General features: G+C 65.8%; 16 protein-coding genes. 10 read left to right on the top strand and 6 right to left on the bottom strand.

Annotation, left to right across the window (positions count from 1 at the left end; genetic code table 11):
* From ACYP5B_RS24130 to ACYP5B_RS24115, 4 genes are all read left to right on the top strand, one after another.
* Positions 1-753, top strand: a 753-nt coding sequence (locus ACYP5B_RS24130) for a glutamate-5-semialdehyde dehydrogenase (RefSeq protein WP_459571342.1), incomplete at its 5' end; no start/stop codon positions are given.
* Between the two features lie 88 nt (positions 754-841).
* Positions 842-1,264: a CopD family protein gene (locus ACYP5B_RS24125; RefSeq protein WP_267604397.1), complete on the top strand. Its 423-nt coding sequence runs from the start codon at positions 842-844 to the stop codon at positions 1,262-1,264.
* Between the two features lie 142 nt (positions 1,265-1,406).
* Positions 1,407-2,012 carry a 2-hydroxychromene-2-carboxylate isomerase gene (locus tag ACYP5B_RS24120; RefSeq protein WP_318230912.1) on the top strand — a complete coding sequence of 202 codons (606 nt, stop codon included), beginning with the start codon at positions 1,407-1,409 and terminating at the stop codon, positions 2,010-2,012.
* Between the two features lie 81 nt (positions 2,013-2,093).
* Positions 2,094-3,368, top strand: a complete 1,275-nt coding sequence (locus tag ACYP5B_RS24115) for a THUMP domain-containing class I SAM-dependent RNA methyltransferase (RefSeq protein ID WP_400093115.1) — start codon at positions 2,094-2,096, stop codon at positions 3,366-3,368.
* Between the two features lie 51 nt (positions 3,369-3,419).
* Here ACYP5B_RS24115 and ACYP5B_RS24110 read toward each other — a convergent pair whose 3' ends face one another.
* From ACYP5B_RS24110 to ACYP5B_RS24090, 5 genes are all read right to left on the bottom strand, one after another.
* Positions 3,420-4,466: a response regulator gene (locus tag ACYP5B_RS24110; RefSeq protein ID WP_267604393.1), complete on the bottom strand. Its 1,047-nt coding sequence runs from the start codon at positions 4,464-4,466 to the stop codon at positions 3,420-3,422.
* Positions 4,467-4,760: 294 nt separating this feature from the next.
* On the bottom strand, positions 4,761-6,215 hold the full coding sequence (locus ACYP5B_RS24105; protein WP_318230868.1) for an NAD(P)(+) transhydrogenase (Re/Si-specific) subunit beta: 1,455 nt from the start codon (positions 6,213-6,215) through the stop codon (positions 4,761-4,763).
* A gap of 2 nt (positions 6,216-6,217) precedes the next feature.
* On the bottom strand, positions 6,218-6,550 hold the full coding sequence (locus ACYP5B_RS24100; protein WP_267604392.1) for an NAD(P) transhydrogenase subunit alpha part 2: 333 nt from the start codon (positions 6,548-6,550) through the stop codon (positions 6,218-6,220).
* A 164-nt stretch (positions 6,551-6,714) separates the two neighbouring features.
* The gene (gene panD, locus ACYP5B_RS24095) at positions 6,715-7,077 is read right to left on the bottom strand and encodes an aspartate 1-decarboxylase (protein ID WP_006157598.1); all 363 of its coding nucleotides are present in this window, start codon (positions 7,075-7,077) and stop codon (positions 6,715-6,717) included.
* Positions 7,078-7,283: 206 nt separating this feature from the next.
* Complete coding sequence (locus ACYP5B_RS24090) at positions 7,284-8,405, bottom strand: Re/Si-specific NAD(P)(+) transhydrogenase subunit alpha (RefSeq protein WP_459571341.1); 1,122 nt, start codon at positions 8,403-8,405, stop codon at positions 7,284-7,286.
* A 540-nt stretch (positions 8,406-8,945) separates the two neighbouring features.
* Here ACYP5B_RS24090 and ACYP5B_RS24085 point away from each other — a divergent pair.
* The 5 genes from ACYP5B_RS24085 (at position 8,946) to mnmA (ending at position 12,890) form a co-directional block, all read left to right on the top strand.
* A complete protein-coding gene (locus ACYP5B_RS24085; protein WP_459571340.1) occupies positions 8,946-9,746 on the top strand; it encodes a TorF family putative porin in 801 nt (266 codons plus the stop codon).
* A gap of 126 nt (positions 9,747-9,872) precedes the next feature.
* Complete coding sequence (locus ACYP5B_RS24080; protein WP_459571339.1) at positions 9,873-10,295, top strand: hypothetical protein; 423 nt, start codon at positions 9,873-9,875, stop codon at positions 10,293-10,295.
* Positions 10,282-11,211: a 4-hydroxy-tetrahydrodipicolinate synthase gene (gene dapA, locus ACYP5B_RS24075; RefSeq protein ID WP_400093108.1), complete on the top strand. Its 930-nt coding sequence runs from the start codon at positions 10,282-10,284 to the stop codon at positions 11,209-11,211. The genes ACYP5B_RS24080 and dapA overlap by 14 nt, the downstream gene beginning before the upstream one ends.
* Before the next feature lie 78 nt (positions 11,212-11,289).
* Positions 11,290-11,793 carry an NUDIX hydrolase gene (locus ACYP5B_RS24070; protein WP_400093107.1) on the top strand — a complete coding sequence of 168 codons (504 nt, stop codon included), beginning with the start codon at positions 11,290-11,292 and terminating at the stop codon, positions 11,791-11,793.
* Positions 11,790-12,890: a tRNA 2-thiouridine(34) synthase MnmA gene (mnmA, locus tag ACYP5B_RS24065; RefSeq protein WP_459571338.1), complete on the top strand. Its 1,101-nt coding sequence runs from the start codon at positions 11,790-11,792 to the stop codon at positions 12,888-12,890. Before ACYP5B_RS24070 ends, mnmA begins: the two co-directional genes overlap by 4 nt.
* A 95-nt stretch (positions 12,891-12,985) precedes the next feature.
* On the opposite strand, the gene ACYP5B_RS24060 is transcribed toward mnmA, so the two are convergent.
* Positions 12,986-13,600: a glutathione S-transferase family protein gene (locus tag ACYP5B_RS24060; RefSeq protein WP_400093104.1), complete on the bottom strand. Its 615-nt coding sequence runs from the start codon at positions 13,598-13,600 to the stop codon at positions 12,986-12,988.
* A 450-nt stretch (positions 13,601-14,050) separates the two neighbouring features.
* Here ACYP5B_RS24060 and purB point away from each other — a divergent pair, with 450 nt between their 5' ends.
* A complete protein-coding gene (gene purB / locus ACYP5B_RS24055; protein ID WP_459571337.1) occupies positions 14,051-15,427 on the top strand; it encodes an adenylosuccinate lyase in 1,377 nt (458 codons plus the stop codon).
* The last annotated feature ends 194 nt before the right edge of the window (positions 15,428-15,621 follow it).

The raw sequence follows: 15,621 nt of genomic DNA, 5'->3' as shown, positions 1-15,621 counted from the left end.
CCGCCCGAAGCGGTGCAGGTGATCTCGACCACCGACCGCGCCGCGGTCGGCCGCCTCATCACCATGACCGAATACGTCGACGTGATCGTGCCGCGCGGCGGCAAGAGCCTGATCGCGCGCCTGATGGAAGAAGCGCGGGTGCCCATGATCAAGCACCTGGACGGCATCTGCCACGTCTATATCGATACCGACGCCGACCTGGACAAGGCGGTGCGCGTTGCCGACAACGCCAAGACCCAGCGCTACGCGCCCTGCAACACCATGGAGACGTTGCTGGTCGCGCGCGATGTCGCCGCCGCGGCGCTGCCGCCGCTGTGCCGCATCTACCAGGAAAAGGGCGTGGAGTTGCGTGTCTGCGCCGCCACCCGCGCCACGCTGGAAGCGGCCGGCTTCACCGGCCTGGTCGACGCCACCGAGGAAGACTGGCGGCTCGAGTACCTGGCGCCGGTGCTGGCGATCCGCACGGTGGCCGGGCTGGACGAGGCCATCGAGCACATCAACACCTACGGCTCGGCGCATACCGATTCCATCATCACCGAGAACTACACCACCGGCATGCGCTTCCTGCGCGAGGTGGACTCGGCCAGCGTGATGATCAATGCGTCGACGCGCTTCGCCGATGGCTTCGAGTATGGCCTGGGCGCCGAGGTCGGCATCTCCAACGACAAGCTGCACGCGCGCGGCCCGGTGGGGCTGGAGGGCCTGACCTCGCTGAAGTACGTGGTGTTCGGCCACGGCGAGATCCGTACCTGAACGGGATGCGTTGCGCATCTCGTCGCGGATCCCCGCTGTCCCCGCTGTCCCCACTGTTCCCACGGGAACCCAATTAGAAAAAGGCCAGATGCTCTGGGTTAAAGCGCTGCACATCGTCTTCGTTGTCTCCTGGTTCGCTGGCCTGTTCTACCTGCCTCGCATCTTCGTCAACCTCGCCATGGAGCGCGAGCCGGCCAGCGTGCAGCGACTGTTGCTGATGGCGCGCAAGCTCTACCGCTTCATGACCATGCTGGCGGTGCCGGCGCTGGTGTTCGGGCTGTGGCTGTACATCGGCTACGGCATCGGGCGCGGTCCGGGGCAGGGCTGGATGCATGCCAAGCTGGCGCTGGTCGTGGTGCTGATCGGCTATCACCACGGCTGCGGCGTGCTGCTGAAAAAGTTCGAAGGCGGGCGCAATGCGCGGTCGCATACGTTCTATCGCTGGTTCAACGAGTTGCCGGTGCTGGTGTTGCTGGCGGTGGTGATCCTGGTGGTGGTCAAGCCGTTCTGACGAGCGCCGGCCGGCTCCCGCGCGCGTCGTCTTCGCGGGCCGCCGGGTTTCGGTTTTTTCTCGTATCGTATTTAATTCGTTTCACGCAGCATTACCGCATTGCCCGCGCGGTTGTCTCGCCCCACCCCGTCCAGAGGACATGATGAGCAAGCAGGTCGACTACTACCTCACCCCGCAATCGCCTTTCGTCTACCTTGGCCACGAACGCTTCACCGCGATTGCGGCCAAGCATGGCGTGCAGGTCAATATCAAGCCCTGCGACCTGGGCCGCGTGTTCTCCGTTTCGGGCGGCTTGCCGCTGGCGCAGCGTCCGCCGCAGCGCCAGGCCTACCGGCTGGTCGAGCTGGCCCGCTGGAGCGAATTCCTCGGCCTGCCGCTGAACCCGCAGCCAACCTTTTTCCCGGTCTCCGGTGACGCCGCCAGCAAGCTGGTCATCGCCGTGCAGCTGGCCCACGGCACTGCCCGCGCGATGGAGCTGATCGGCGTCATTGGCCGTGCCCTGTGGGCCGAGCAACGCAATATCGCCGACGCCGCCACGCTGGCGCAGCTGGCCGACAGCATCGGCCTGGAAGGCACGGCGCTGCTCAAGGCGAGCGACGCGCAGGCCGTGCAGGCAGCCTATACGCAGCACACGCAGGACGCGGTTTCCATCGGCGCGTTCGGCGCGCCGTGGTACGTCTATGACGGCCAGCCTTTCTGGGGCCAGGACCGCCTGGACTTCCTCGATCGCGCGCTCGCGGCGGGCTGAAGCCCCGGAGCGCGGTACACTGCGCGCTATCTGACCCCGTCCGCTACGGCGGACGTTTTTGTTTGCAGGAATTCCCAAGCCATGTCCCAAGCCTTTTTTGCCTCCTGCCCGCGCGGCCTCGAGAGCGCACTTGCCGAAGAGTTGCACGAGATCGCAGCCCGGCCCGGCCTGGCCAGGCTCGCCCCCATCCAGGTCCATCGCGAAATGCCCGGTGGCGTCACTTTCTCGGGCGAGATGGCCGCGGCCTATGCGGTCAACCTGCACTCGCGCATTGCCAGCCGGGTGCTGATGCGGGTCGCCAACCGCGGCTACCGGCGCGAAGACGACATCTATGACCTCGTGCGCGCCCAGCGCTGGGATCAGTGGTTCTCGACGGACGATACGCTCCGGGTGGACGTCACGTCGCATCGCTCGCCGTTGCAGAGCCTGAATTTCATCGCGCTGCGCATCAAGGATGGCGTGTGCGACGCCATGCGCGAGCGCCTGGGCGAGCGCCCCAGCGTCGATACCGTGAATCCGGATGTGCGGATTTATGCCCACCTGACCGAACACGATTGCACGCTCTACCTCGACACCTCGGGCGAGCCGCTGTTCAAGCGGGGCTGGCGCCTGGAGAAGGGCGAGGCGCCGCTGAAGGAAAACCTGGCCGCCGGCATCTTGCGCCTCGCCGGCTGGGTGCCAGGCCAGACCGAACGCCCGTTCTACGATCCGATGTGCGGCAGCGGCACCTTCCTGGTGGAAGCGGCCCAGGTGGCCCTCGGCCTCGCTCCTGGCGCGAACCGCAGCTTTGGCTTCGAGCGCCTCAAGGGCGCCGACAACAAAACGTGGAATGCGCTGAAGGCGGCTGCGCGGGACGATGAGGAGGCAGCGCGCAAACGCGTTGCGTCCGAGCCCCTGGAGCTTGCAGGCAGCGATATTTCCACCGACCTGCTGTCGATGTCGCAAGCCAACTGGGAACGCGCGGGCTTGCCGGGCGAAGTGCGCCTGAAGCAGGTGGATGCGCGCTTTGCGCAGCCGCCGTTCGCGGCGCCCGGCCTGATGCTGATGAACCCGCCGTATGGCGAGCGGATTGCCGTGCGGGGAGAACGCCGCCGGCCGATGGACGAAGCGCCGGTCGACGAGATCGACGACGAAGCCGCCAATCAGTTCGCCAGCGCCTTTGCCACCACGCTCAAGCAGCATTTCGCTGGCTGGCAGGCATGGGTGTTCACGGGCGACCTGACGCTGCCGCGCCGCCTGCGGCTCAAGGAGTCGCGCCGCACGCCGCTGTACAACGGCAACATCGAGTGCCGGCTGTTCCGCTTCGACATGGTGCGAGGCGGCAACCGCAGCGCCCCGGCGCAGCCTTCGGCCTGATGCGGCCAGGACAGGGGAGTTGGCCTCTCCTGTCTCGTCGTGCTACCCGGCTTAGCGCGGCGCGCGCCCGGTGACCCGCTCGGGGTGACGGGCAAAATCGTCCAGGAAGCCCTGGAAGCTGACCACCGGCTCCTGCAGCAAATGGCGCGGCAGGTCGAACAGCGCGTAGAAATAATCCTCACGCCCTTCGCAGCGCTCGGCCGGTAGGCAATATTGCTCCCAGTCGATGCAGGCCGGCGTGTACATGCCGTTGCCCGGCCAGAAGAAAGGCACGATGCGGCCCTCGCGCAGTCCCTCGATCAGGGCCGCCGGCGCATCGTAAGCCTCCGCGGATTCCACCTGGTTGATCAGGCCGGCGCGCGTCTCGATCACCATCAGCGTGGCCTGGCCCTGCGCCGTCAGCATCAGGATGCCGGCCGGGTTGGGGTAGAGGTAGTACTCGACAAAGCCGTAGCGCGCGGTGACCTGGCGCACCCGCTCGCAGATCGCCGGATCCGACAGGAAGGAAAACGAGTGGCGCGTCAGCAGGTCGCGCAGCGTGCGCGACAGGGTGGCGAAATACTGCTGCTGGAGCGCGTCGATCTCCTGGTCGAGCCGCTCCACCATATTGCTGTCGTGCTTCTTCACGTAGCGGTCGATCAGCCCGTGGTTGAAGCCCTGCACGGCAATGCCTTCGTCGGCGGTGCCGGTCAGCAGGATGGTCTTGCACGGCAGGTCCTGCAGGGCCTGGCAGAATTCGAGCCCGTTCATCTGCGGCATCGAATAATCCACCACGATCACGCCAGGCTGCACAAAGCGGTTGTAATCGTGGATTTGCCGGTAGATGCGGTCGATATCGAGCTGCACGGTGCGCCGCTCGGTCAGGAAGGTCAGGTCGTCGTGCGTGACCCGCACGGGCAGGAAGCCGGTCGAGCGTGTGGTGTAGGTCTCGCGGATCCATTGCAGGGCTTCGCGGGGATCGGTGAAGGTCACCACCGGCCGCGACGGATCCATCTGGAACGCCAGGCTGTCGATGAACGATTTACTGTCGTCGACGAGCACCGTGAGGATCGGGTGATGGAAGACCGACAGATTCCTGTCCTGGGGGTTGAATGTCATGTTGCGTTCGGCTCCGGTGTCGGCAGACACTTCGGGCGGGTGGTTTGGCGCGGCTGGGGATCCGGCGCGGCAAGGCCAGCGGACGGATCGGTTCGGAGCGGCCCACCGCGCTGGACTACACCTGGCCCTTTTTGGATGACCGGCGCGTGCCATGGCCGGTGACCGGAAACCAGTATAGCGCGCTCGCGCTCCTGCGCAACCGGACCGCGGCGGGATGGAAAAAAAGCGCGACAGTGTCGCGCTTTTCGTGGCGGTGGATACGGGCGGCTGCCCGTATCCGGTCTTCCGGCGTGCTTACTCGACCGCCTTGCCCATGTCTTCCACCACCTTCTTGGCGTCGCCGAACACCATCATGGTCTTGTCCATGTAGAACAGCTCGTTGTCCAGGCCCGCGTAGCCGGCAGCCATCGAACGCTTGTTCACGATGATGGTCTTGGCCTTGTAGGCTTCCAGGATCGGCATGCCGGCAATCGGCGAGTTGGGATCGGTCTTGGCGGCCGGGTTCACCACGTCGTTGGCGCCCAGCACCAGCACCACATCCGCCTGGCCGAACTCGCTGTTGATGTCCTCCATCTCGAAGACCTGGTCGTAAGGCACCTCGGCCTCGGCCAGCAGCACGTTCATATGGCCCGGCATGCGGCCCGCCACCGGGTGGATGGCGTACTTCACCGTCACCCCCTTCTCGACCAGCTTCTCGGTGAGTTCCTTGAGCGCATGCTGCGCGCGCGCCACCGCCAGGCCGTAGCCCGGCACGATGATCACGGTCTCGGCATTGCCCATCAGGAAGGCCGCGTCGTCGGCCGAGCCGGACTTCACGTTGCGCTGCGCTTGGCCGCCGGCAGCGGCCGCCGCGGGCGCGCCGCCAAAGCCGCCAAGCAGCACGTTGAAGAACGAGCGGTTCATCGCGCGGCACATGATGTACGAGAGGATGGCACCGGAGGATCCCACCAGCGAGCCGGCAATGATCAGCATCGGGTTGTTGAGCGAGAAGCCGATGCCCGCCGCCGCCCAGCCCGAGTATGAATTGAGCATCGATACCACCACCGGCATGTCCGCGCCGCCGATCGGGATGATGATCAGCACGCCCAGCACGAAGGCGATCGCCAGCATCAGCAGGAACGGAATCCAGTCCTGCGACAGGCAGAAGATGATGCCGAAGCCGATCATGGCCACCGCCAGCAGCAGGTTCAGCAGGTGCTGCCCGGCGAACGACACCGGGGCGCCCTGGAACAGGCGGAACTTGTACTTGCCCGACAGCTTGCCGAAAGCGATCACCGAACCGGAGAAGGTGATGGCACCCACAAAGCAGCCGATGAACAGCTCGATGCGATTGCCAAACGGGATATCGTGCGAGCCCGGCGGCGTGATGCTGAACGCCGACGGCTCGGCCACCACGGCCACCGCGATGCAGACCGCTGCCATACCGATCAGTGAGTGCATGGCGGCCACCAGTTCGGGCATCTTGGTCATCTCGACCCGCCGCGCCACAAAGGCGCCGATGCCGCCGCCGACCACCAGCGCGCCAAAGATCAGCGCCATGCCTTCGGCGACCGACGACTGGCCCGCGCCGATGGCCAGGAACTCATTCTTGAGCTTGGCGATCAGCACCAGCGTGGTCACTGCGGCGATGGCCATGCCGATCATGCCGAAGGCATTGCCGCGCCGCGCGGAGCTAGGATGGGACAGGCCCTTCAACGCCTGGATGAAACACACCGAGGCGAGCAGGTAGAGCAGGGTGACGAGGTTCATGCTCACTTGGCGCCCTCCTCATGACCCTTGCCGGCCTTGGCCTTGGGTTCCTTCTTCTTGAACATCTCCAGCATGCGCTGCGTCACCAGGAAGCCACCGAACACGTTGACCGCGGCGAGCGCGACTGCCAGCGTGCCCATGGTGCGGCCCACGGTGCCCTCGGTCAGGCCGGCAGCCAGCATGGCGCCGACGATGATGATGGCCGAGATCGCATTGGTCACTGCCATCAGCGGGGTGTGCAGCGCGGGCGTCACCGTCCAGACCACGTGGTAACCCACGTAGATCGCTAGCACGAAGATGATCAGGTTGATCACCGTGTGGTTCACCAGTTCCATCGACTTCTCCTCCGTTGCTTGAATGCCTTCGCTGCGCGGTTGTCCCGTGTTCTTTTGCCTGGCCAGGCGCGTGCGGGCGCCTATTGCATCGATGCCGCCTGCTGCTTGCTGTCTCTGTGCCACCCGCGCCGGCGCTGGCTGCCGGCGCGGTTGGCTGGATCCACTTACACCTTCTTGATTTCCTTGATGGCGTTGTTGTCGTCCACCAGGATGATCTTCGGCTTATAGGTGGCGATCTCCTCGTCGCTCATCGGCGCGTAGGTGCAGATGATGAGATGGTCACCCAGGTGCGCGCGCCGTGCGGCTGCCCCGTTGAGCGAGATCTCGCCGCTGCCGCGCACGCCCTTGATGATGTAGGTGGAGAAACGCTCGCCATTGTTGACGTTGTACAGCTCGATTTTCTCGAACTCCTTCATGTCGGCTGCTTCGAGCAGATTCTCGTCGATGCCGCATGAGCCCTCGTAGTTGAGGTCCGCCTGCGTCACGGTGACACGATGGAGCTTGGCGCGGAGCATGATGCGTTGCATGGGTGATACGTCCTTGGTTGATGCTGGATGAGCTTGTATGCGGGCCCTTGGGTTTGCGTCCCGATGGGCCACCTGGAATGATTCCGGTGCCTGGGCGTTGGCCGGCCGTGCCGGCGAATGCCGGCAGCGGCGCTAGACCGCGTGCCTGGCCGGAACCGCCTGGCGCCATTCTAAAACGGCCGGGCCGCGATGGGCCCAGAGCCGCTTCAGGAGGCGCCGCGGACCACCTGGCCATCCTTGCACATCAGGCAGGCTGCGACGATGTCGTCCTCCAGGTTCAAGGTGAACTGGCCGTCCTTGTCGATGACGAGCTTGAGGAAGTCGAGCACATTGCGCGCATAGAGGGCCGATGCGTCCGCCCCCACCATGCTGGCCAGGTTGGTGTGCCCGATCATCGTGACGCCGTGGCGTTCCACCACTTCGTCAGCTACCGTGAGCGGGCAGTTGCCACCCTGCGCCGCGGCCAGGTCGACCACCACCGAGCCGGGCTTCATGGCCTGCACGGTCTCTTCCTTGAGCAGCACCGGCGCCTGGCGGCCCGGGATCAGCGCCGTGGTAATGACGATGTCGGCGGCCTTGGCGCGCTCGTGCACGAGCTCCGCCTGGCGCCGCATCCAGTCGGGCGGCATCGGGCGGGCATAGCCGCCCACGCCTTGCGCGATCTCGCGCTCTTCGTCGGTGACGAACGGCACATCGAGGAATTTGGCGCCCAGGGATTCGATCTGTTCCTTGACGGCGGGGCGCACGTCGGAGGCTTCGATGACCGCGCCCAGCCGCTTGGCGGTGGCGATGGCCTGCAGGCCCGCCACGCCGGCGCCGAGGATCAGCACGCGGGCCGCCTTGACGGTGCCGGCGGCGGTCATCAGCATGGGCATGAAACGCTGGTAATGGTGGGCGGCGATCAGCACGGCCTTGTAGCCGGCGATATTGGCCTGCGAGGACAGCACATCCATGCTCTGCGCGCGCGTGGTGCGCGGCGCGGCTTCCAGCGCGAAGGCCGTCAGCGTGGCGCTGGCCATGCGGGCGTTGTTTTCTGCGTCGAAGGGATTGAGCATGCCGACCAGCACGGCGCCCGGCTTCATCAGCGCGAGCTCGGCATCAATGGGGGCGCGGACCTTGAGCACCAACTGCGCGCCGAAGGCTTGTGCCGCGGTGCCAATGGTGGCGCCGACGGCCTCATACGCCGAGTCCGGCACGCTGGCGCGTACGCCGGCTCCCGACTGGACGATGACCTGATGGCCCTGGGTCACGTACTTCTTGACCGTCTCCGGGGTGGCGGCGACACGAGTCTCACCTGCCCGCGTCTCCTGCGGGATGCCGATGTGCATCGTCAATTTCTCCTTTTGCTGGCGTCTTTGAGGCGCTGTCAAAATGATTCTGGCGTTGGGGCGCGAGCTTGTCGTACGACTGGTACGACATGGCAACGCGCCTGCCAGAACCGCTTCGGTTCATTCTGACAATGCCGCTGATCTGCTAAGCGGGCGGACGTCTTTGGCCCTTTGGTGTCTGCCCCTTGTGTCTGCCATGCGCTCGGCCAGGCCAAACGCAGCGCACAATTTTTCCGCAGCTTACAGGAATCTGACGATATGTGGGGACCGGCCGGTCGGCTTTTGCGCAACCGCATCGCCCCCTCGCAAGACTTGCCGGTGCATGCCAGGCCGTGCCACGACGTGCCAGGACGTCCCGTTGACGATTTTTACGCCATCCCTTGGCAGGCCGCTGTTTTCTTGACACCGATTTTAGGCCCGTGCCCGTACTGTTCCGGTCGCGCCGCGGCCACTGTCGTCCTGACTCTCGCCGTGGCTTGCGCCATCGCCTGATAGGTGGCTGCCCACCGATCGATGCCTTTCCCAATTGCCAAGTTATCCATGACTGCCCTTCGCTTCAACGTTTCGCACGCCTGCCTCGCTACCTTGTCTTGCGCCACGCTTCTCGCCGCGCCCGCCGCCTTCGCGCAGGGCGCGCCCGATGCCGCCGCAGCCGACGCGTCGCCGCACACCTTCACGGCCAACGTCACGCTGGCCAGCGAATATCGCTACCGGGGCCTGATGCAGTCCAACCGCCGCCCGGCGATCCAGGGCGGGTTCGACTACACGCATGCGAGCGGCCTCTACGTGGGCAACTGGAACTCCAGCATCAGCTGGCTTGGCGACAGCAATGCGAAGGTGTCGGCGCCGATCGAGATGGATTTCTACGGCGGCTTCAAGAACACCCTCACGCTGGGCGGGCTCGAATGGAACTATGACGTGGGCGTGCTGGAGTACTACTACCCCGGCGACTATCCGGCAGGCTACACACGCCCGTACACGACGGAGCTGTATGGCGGAATCGGCTATGGCCCGGTGTTCCTGAAGTACTCGCACGCAGTGACCAACCTGTTCGGCTTCAACGACAGCAAGAACAGCTACTACGTGGACCTGTCGGCCAATGTGCCGCTCAATATCTGGGACCTGACGCTCAATGCGCACGTGGGCTACCAGAAGGTGAGGAATGTCATGGACGCCTCGTACACGGATTGGAAGCTGGGGCTGACCAAGGACCTGGGCAAGGGCTTTGCGCTGGCGATCGCCTACATCGACACCAATGCCAACAAGTCGGTCTACACCAATGTGCCCGGCCGTTATATCGGCAAGGCCGCCGCCTTCGCGTCGCTCACCAAGACGTTCTGAGCATGCCCCGCCATCTTGATGACATTTTGATGGCGGCGGCTTTGATAACTGCATCAACTTGAGGCGGCCATGCATAGCATGGTTGCATCTCCAACAGACGACCCGCCCAGCGCGGGTCCCGCTCAAATGCGACAGTCGAGCCTTGCCGTGGCCTTTGCCTCCGTGCCGCGCCGCCGTCTTTCCCGCACCGAATCCCGCACCGAATCCCGCACCGAATCCCGCACCGCGCGCCTTGATGCTTCCGGCATCGAAGCCGCGCAGGCCACAGTGCCCGCGCCTGGCGCGGACACCGCGCACAGCTGGATCCGCCTGCGCCTGGCGGTGGCGTCGGGCCAGGTCTTTGCGCTGCGCCAGTCGCTGCACCGCGCGATCGGGCAACTGGCGCGCATCTACGTGGTCGAGGTGGACCACCGCCATGGCGAGACCACGCTGCATGTGGAAGTCGAGCGCGGCGGCCGCGACGCTGCCATGCACGCCATCATGATGGCCTTGCCGGCCGCCGAGTTCGGCGTCACCACCATGCTCGGACAAGACCATGCCGCGCACTAATACGATGGCGGGCTTGCGCGAAGGCGGCCGTGCGACGTTGTGGCTGCCGCTGGTGACGCCGATGCAGGGCGGCGAGCCGGACCTGGCCTGCGCGCAGCGCCTGGCCGCGCACTATGTGGCCAGCGGTGTGGATGGGCTGGTCATCCTGGGCACGACCGGGGAGGGCGGGCTGCTCACGCCGGATGAGCGGCTGATGTTCACCGCCGCGGTGCTGGAGGCGGTGGACGGCGCGCTGCCGGTGCTGGCCGGCGTCGGCGGCGTGGATACCCGCGTGGTCTGCGAGCAGGTGCGCCAGCTGGACCGCTTCGACCTGGCGGGCTACCTTGTGCCGCCGCCGTATTACCTGCGCCCCGGCGACGAGGGCATTGCCTGGCATGTCGAGCGCGTGGCGGATGCCACCTGGCGCCCGCTGATGCTCTACAACGTGCCCAAGCGCACCGGCTGCAATATGTCACCCGCCTTGGTGCAGCAGCTGGCGGCCCATCCGCGCATCGTCGCGGTCAAGGAGTGCGACGCGGCCGGGCTGCGCGAGCTCGCCGGCAATGATCGGCTCGCGGTCTTCTGCGGCGAGGACGCGGCCATGCTGGATCACCTGCTGGCGGGTGGCGACGGCGTGGTGCCGGCTTGCGCCCATATCCGCCCGGATCTGTTCGTGCGGCTGCTGCAACTGGTGGCGCAGGGCCGTGTTGCCGCCGCGCGTGCGCTGTTTGCGAGCCTGGCGCCGCTCATCTCGCTGCTGTTCTCCGAGCCCAATCCGGCCCCGGTCAAGACCGCGCTGGCATTGTGCGGGCTGGCGGGTTCCGAGGTCAGGCGGCCACTGGCGCCGGCCAGCCGCGCGCTGCGCGAACGGCTGGATCAGGTGATCGCTTCGTTGCCGGCGGTGGAGGACGTGGAGAGCACTTTGCTGCCGGCCTAGCGTCGGCGCGCGCGGGGCGTCGGATGCGCGAAAGGGCGGCAACCGGTAGAATGCCGGATTGCCTAAAATTTGTGCATCATGTCACACGACTGGAAGGCCAGCGTCACTGTCGCCGCGGTTATCGAACACGGCGGCCGCTTCCTGCTGGTGGAAGAAGAAACCCCCGACGGCCTGCGGCTGAACCAGCCTGCCGGCCATCTCGACCCGGGCGAGAGCCTGATCCACGCCGTCATCCGCGAAACGATGGAAGAAACCGCGCACACGTTCGAGCCGCGCGCGCTGCTGGGCTGCTATACCGCCCGCTCGCACTCGGCCGGCACCGCGACGCGGCCGGGCGGCGACATCACTTACGTGCGCTTTGCCTTTACCGGCGAGCTGGGCTCGCTCGATGCCGGGCGCCAGCTCGATGTGGGCATCGTGCGCACCGTGTGGATGAGCGCTGACGAAATCCGCGCCTGCCCCGAGCGCCATCGCACGCCCCTGCTGCTGGCCTGCATCGAGGACTACCTGGCGGGCAAGCGCTTCGCGCTCGATGCCCTCTACACCCATCCCTCCGTGGTAGGCGGCGGAGCGCTGTCATGAGCCAGGGCAAGCGCGTGGTGGTGGGCATGTCGGGCGGCGTGGATTCGTCGGTGACTGCTTGGCTGCTCAAGCAGCAAGGCTTTGAGGTGATCGGCCTGTTCATGAAGAACTGGGAAGACGACGACGACAGCGAGTACTGCTCGACCCGGCAGGACTGGCTGGACGTGGTCTCGGTGGCCGACCTGATCGGCGTCGACGTGGAAGCGGTCAATTTCGCCGCCGAGTACAAGGACCGCGTCTTTGCGGACTTCCTGCGCGAATACTCGGCGGGCCGCACGCCCAACCCCGACGTGCTGTGCAATGCCGAGATCAAGTTCAAGGCCTTCCTGGACCACGCCATGTCGCTGGGCGCGGACACCATCGCCACCGGCCACTACGCGCGCGTGCGCGAAGCGGGGGCGCACGCGGGCGCCGGCACCGGCCGCTTCGAGCTGCTCAAGGCGTTCGACCATACCAAGGACCAGAGCTATTTCCTGCACCGCCTGAACCAGGCGCAGTTGTCGCGCACGCTGTTCCCGCTGGGCGAGATGCCCAAGACGCGCGTGCGCGAGATCGCTGCCGAGATCGGCCTGCCCAATGCCAAGAAGAAGGATTCCACCGGCATCTGCTTTATCGGCGAGCGGCCCTTCCGCGATTTCCTCAACCGCTACCTGCCGACCAAGCCGGGACCGATGAAGACGCCGGACGGCAAGGAAGTCGGCCAGCACATCGGCCTGGCGTTCTACACGCTGGGGCAACGCAAGGGTATCGGCCTGGGCGGCAGCCGCGCGGGCAATGGCGACGCCTGGTATGTGGCGCGCAAGGACATGGCCAGCAACACGCTGTATGTGGTGCAGGGCCATGAGCATCCGTGGCTGCTGACGTCCACGCTCGACGCTGCCGACCTGTCGTGGGTGGCGGGCACCGGGCCGGCGGTGGGCACCACGCTGTCGGCCAAGACGCGCTACCGCCAGAGCGATGCGCCCTGCGCGGTGACGGCAGCGGGCGACGATGCCCTGCAGCTGACCTTCGCGCAGGCGCAGTGGGCCGTCACGCCGGGCCAGTCCGCGGTGCTGTACGACGGCGATGTCTGCCTGGGTGGCGGCATCATCCGGTGATGCGTGGATAGTGCGATGGCATGAAAAAAACCGGCTCGATGGCCGGTTTTTCATCTTCGCGCAGGAAGAGGCGCAGAAAGAGGTGCAGGTAAGGCTCAGGCGCGCGGCGGTTCCGTGTCGATAAACGACTGGCGCTTGGCCAGCTTGTCCTGGTACACCGCGAGGCGCGGGTGGCGCTCACGCCAGGCGATGTCCGGGAAGCGGAAGTCGAGGTACGACAACGCGCAGCCCACGGCCACGTCGGCCAGCGAGTAATGGTTGCCCGAGCACCAGGGCCGGTCGGCCAGGCCGTCGGCGATGGCGGCCACGGCCGCGTCGATCTTGCCGAGCTGGCGCTTGACCCAACGCTCGCTGCGCTGTTCCGGCTCGCGCTGCGTGTGTTCCAGGCGCGCCAGCAGGGCGGCGTCAAGCAGGCCGTCGGCCAGCGCTTCCCAGCAACGGACCTCGACGCGTTCGCGCCCGGCCTGCGGGATCATCCGGCTGACCGGCGTCAGCGTGTCGACGTACTCGACGATCACGCGCGAATCGAAAATCGCGCCGCCGTCTTCCATGACCAGGCACGGTACCTTGCCCAGCGGGTTGAACTGGGAGATGGTGGTGTCCGGCGACCACACGTCAACCTCGACCATCTGGTAATCGATCTTCTTTTCCGCCATCACTACGCGCACTTTGCGCGCGTAAGGGCTGGTTTGCGATGCATACAGCTTCATGGACTCCCCTCGAGCTTGTTATGAAGTGCATCGGCCGCGCCTCGCGCGGCCGGCATGCCCGATGCACTTCATAACAGGCTAGCGGATCGGCGAGCGCGAGTATACCCGTGCCCCGCCCGGGATGTGCCCGGGCGTGGGCCGCGCCAGCCTCCCGTGTCGTGATGCCGATACGCGCGCGGCGGCCGGCGCCGCGAACGCGTCCACAGAAGGCGGGGCGCGATGGTAAAATGCCCGCTTTCCGTCGTGCCGTCAGTCGGTTTTTGCGCCGAATTGGTCTCTTTCTGAGGCGAATTGGACCTGTTTTTTTGCCATTTCCCCTCTTTAGAGCGGTTTCGGCCTTGTCACCGGCCACTTCGGCCCGCGAGGGCCTAGCCCGGCCATTGTGCCCGCGCAATTTGCCCGCCCGGCCACGCTTGCGTAACCACCCCTCTATCCCTCCGGTCTCCCAGCATGTCTTCCTCCTCGCTCTCTCCGCTCACCGCCCTGTCTCCCATCGATGGCCGCTACGCCTCCAAGGCCGATGCGCTGCGCGAGTGGCTCTCGGAAGCTGCCTTCATGCGCAACCGCGTCAAGGTGGAAGTGCACTGGCTGATCGCGCTGTCGCAAGCCGGCCTGCCCGACATGCCGAAGTTCTCGCCGGCCTCGGAAGCGGCCCTGCTGGCGCTGGTGGACAACTTCACCGAAGCCCACGCATCGCGCATCAAGGAGATCGAGGCGGTCACCAACCATGACGTGAAGGCCGTGGAGTACTGGCTCAAGGAACAGGTCAAGGGCAACGCCGAGCTGGAAGCCGCGAGCGAGTTCATCCATTTCGCCTGCACCTCGGAAGACATCAACAACACCTCGCACGGCATGATGCTCAAGGGCGCCCGCGAAGGCGTGATCCTGCCGACGCTGCAGCGCGTGCATGCGCGCCTGGTGGAGCTGGCGCACGCCAATGCCCGCCAGCCGATGCTCTCGCGCACCCATGGCCAGCCGGCCAGCCCGACCACGCTGGGCAAGGAAATGGCCAACGTGGCGGCACGCCTGGCGCGCGCCATCGAGCGCATCCAGCGCGTGGAACTGCTGGGCAAGATGAATGGCGCGGTCGGCAACTACAACGCCCACCTGTCGGCATATCCCAGCTTCGACTGGGAAGCGTTCTCCAGGCAGGTGATCGAAACGCGCCTGGGCCTGACCTTCAACCCCTACACCATCCAGATCGAGCCGCACGACTACATGGCCGAGCTGTTCGACGCCATCGCCCGCGCCAACACCATCCTGCTCGACCTGAACCGCGACATCTGGGGCTATATCTCGCTGGGCTACTTCAAGCAGCGCACCAAGGCCGGCGAAATCGGCTCGTCGACCATGCCGCACAAGGTCAACCCGATCGATTTCGAGAACTCGGAAGGCAACCTGGGCCTGGCCAACGCGGTGCTGCGCCACCTGTCGGAGAAGCTGCCGCTGTCGCGCTGGCAGCGCGACCTGACTGATTCCACCGTGCTGCGCAACATGGGCGTGGCCTTCGGCTACAGCCTGCTGGCCTATGAGGCCTGCCTGCGCGGCCTGGGCAAGCTGGAAACCAACCCGGAGCGCCTGGACGAAGACCTCGACAACTGCTGGGAAGTGCTGGCCGAGCCGGTCCAGACCGTGATGCGCCGCTTTGGCGTGCCCAATCCCTACGAGCAGCTCAAGGAGCTGACGCGCGGCAAGGGCATCTCGCGCGAGGCGCTGCAAAGCTTCATCGGCGGCCTGGCGATTCCCGACGACGCCAAGCAGCTGCTGCTGGAAATGACCCCGGCCACCTATATCGGCCGCGCCGTCAGCCTCGCCGAACGCGTGTGATTCTCCCGGCCTGCGGGCCGGCGCGTTGCCAGAAAAGCCATCCCCGGGATGGCTTTTTTTTGTTGATGGGCGGCTAGCGCTGGCGCGGCCTACCGGCTGCGGCGAAATGTCACTTCAAATGGTTTGAATGATTCCATGAATTTCAGACAGTGACACAACCTGCCAGCCGCACAATAATGCGAGAATTCAAAGAG

The sequence above is a fragment of the Cupriavidus sp. 8B genome (assembly GCF_054589115.1).
Note: the sequence above shows the minus strand (reverse complement) of the source record. Positions and strands in the feature narration are given on the sequence as shown.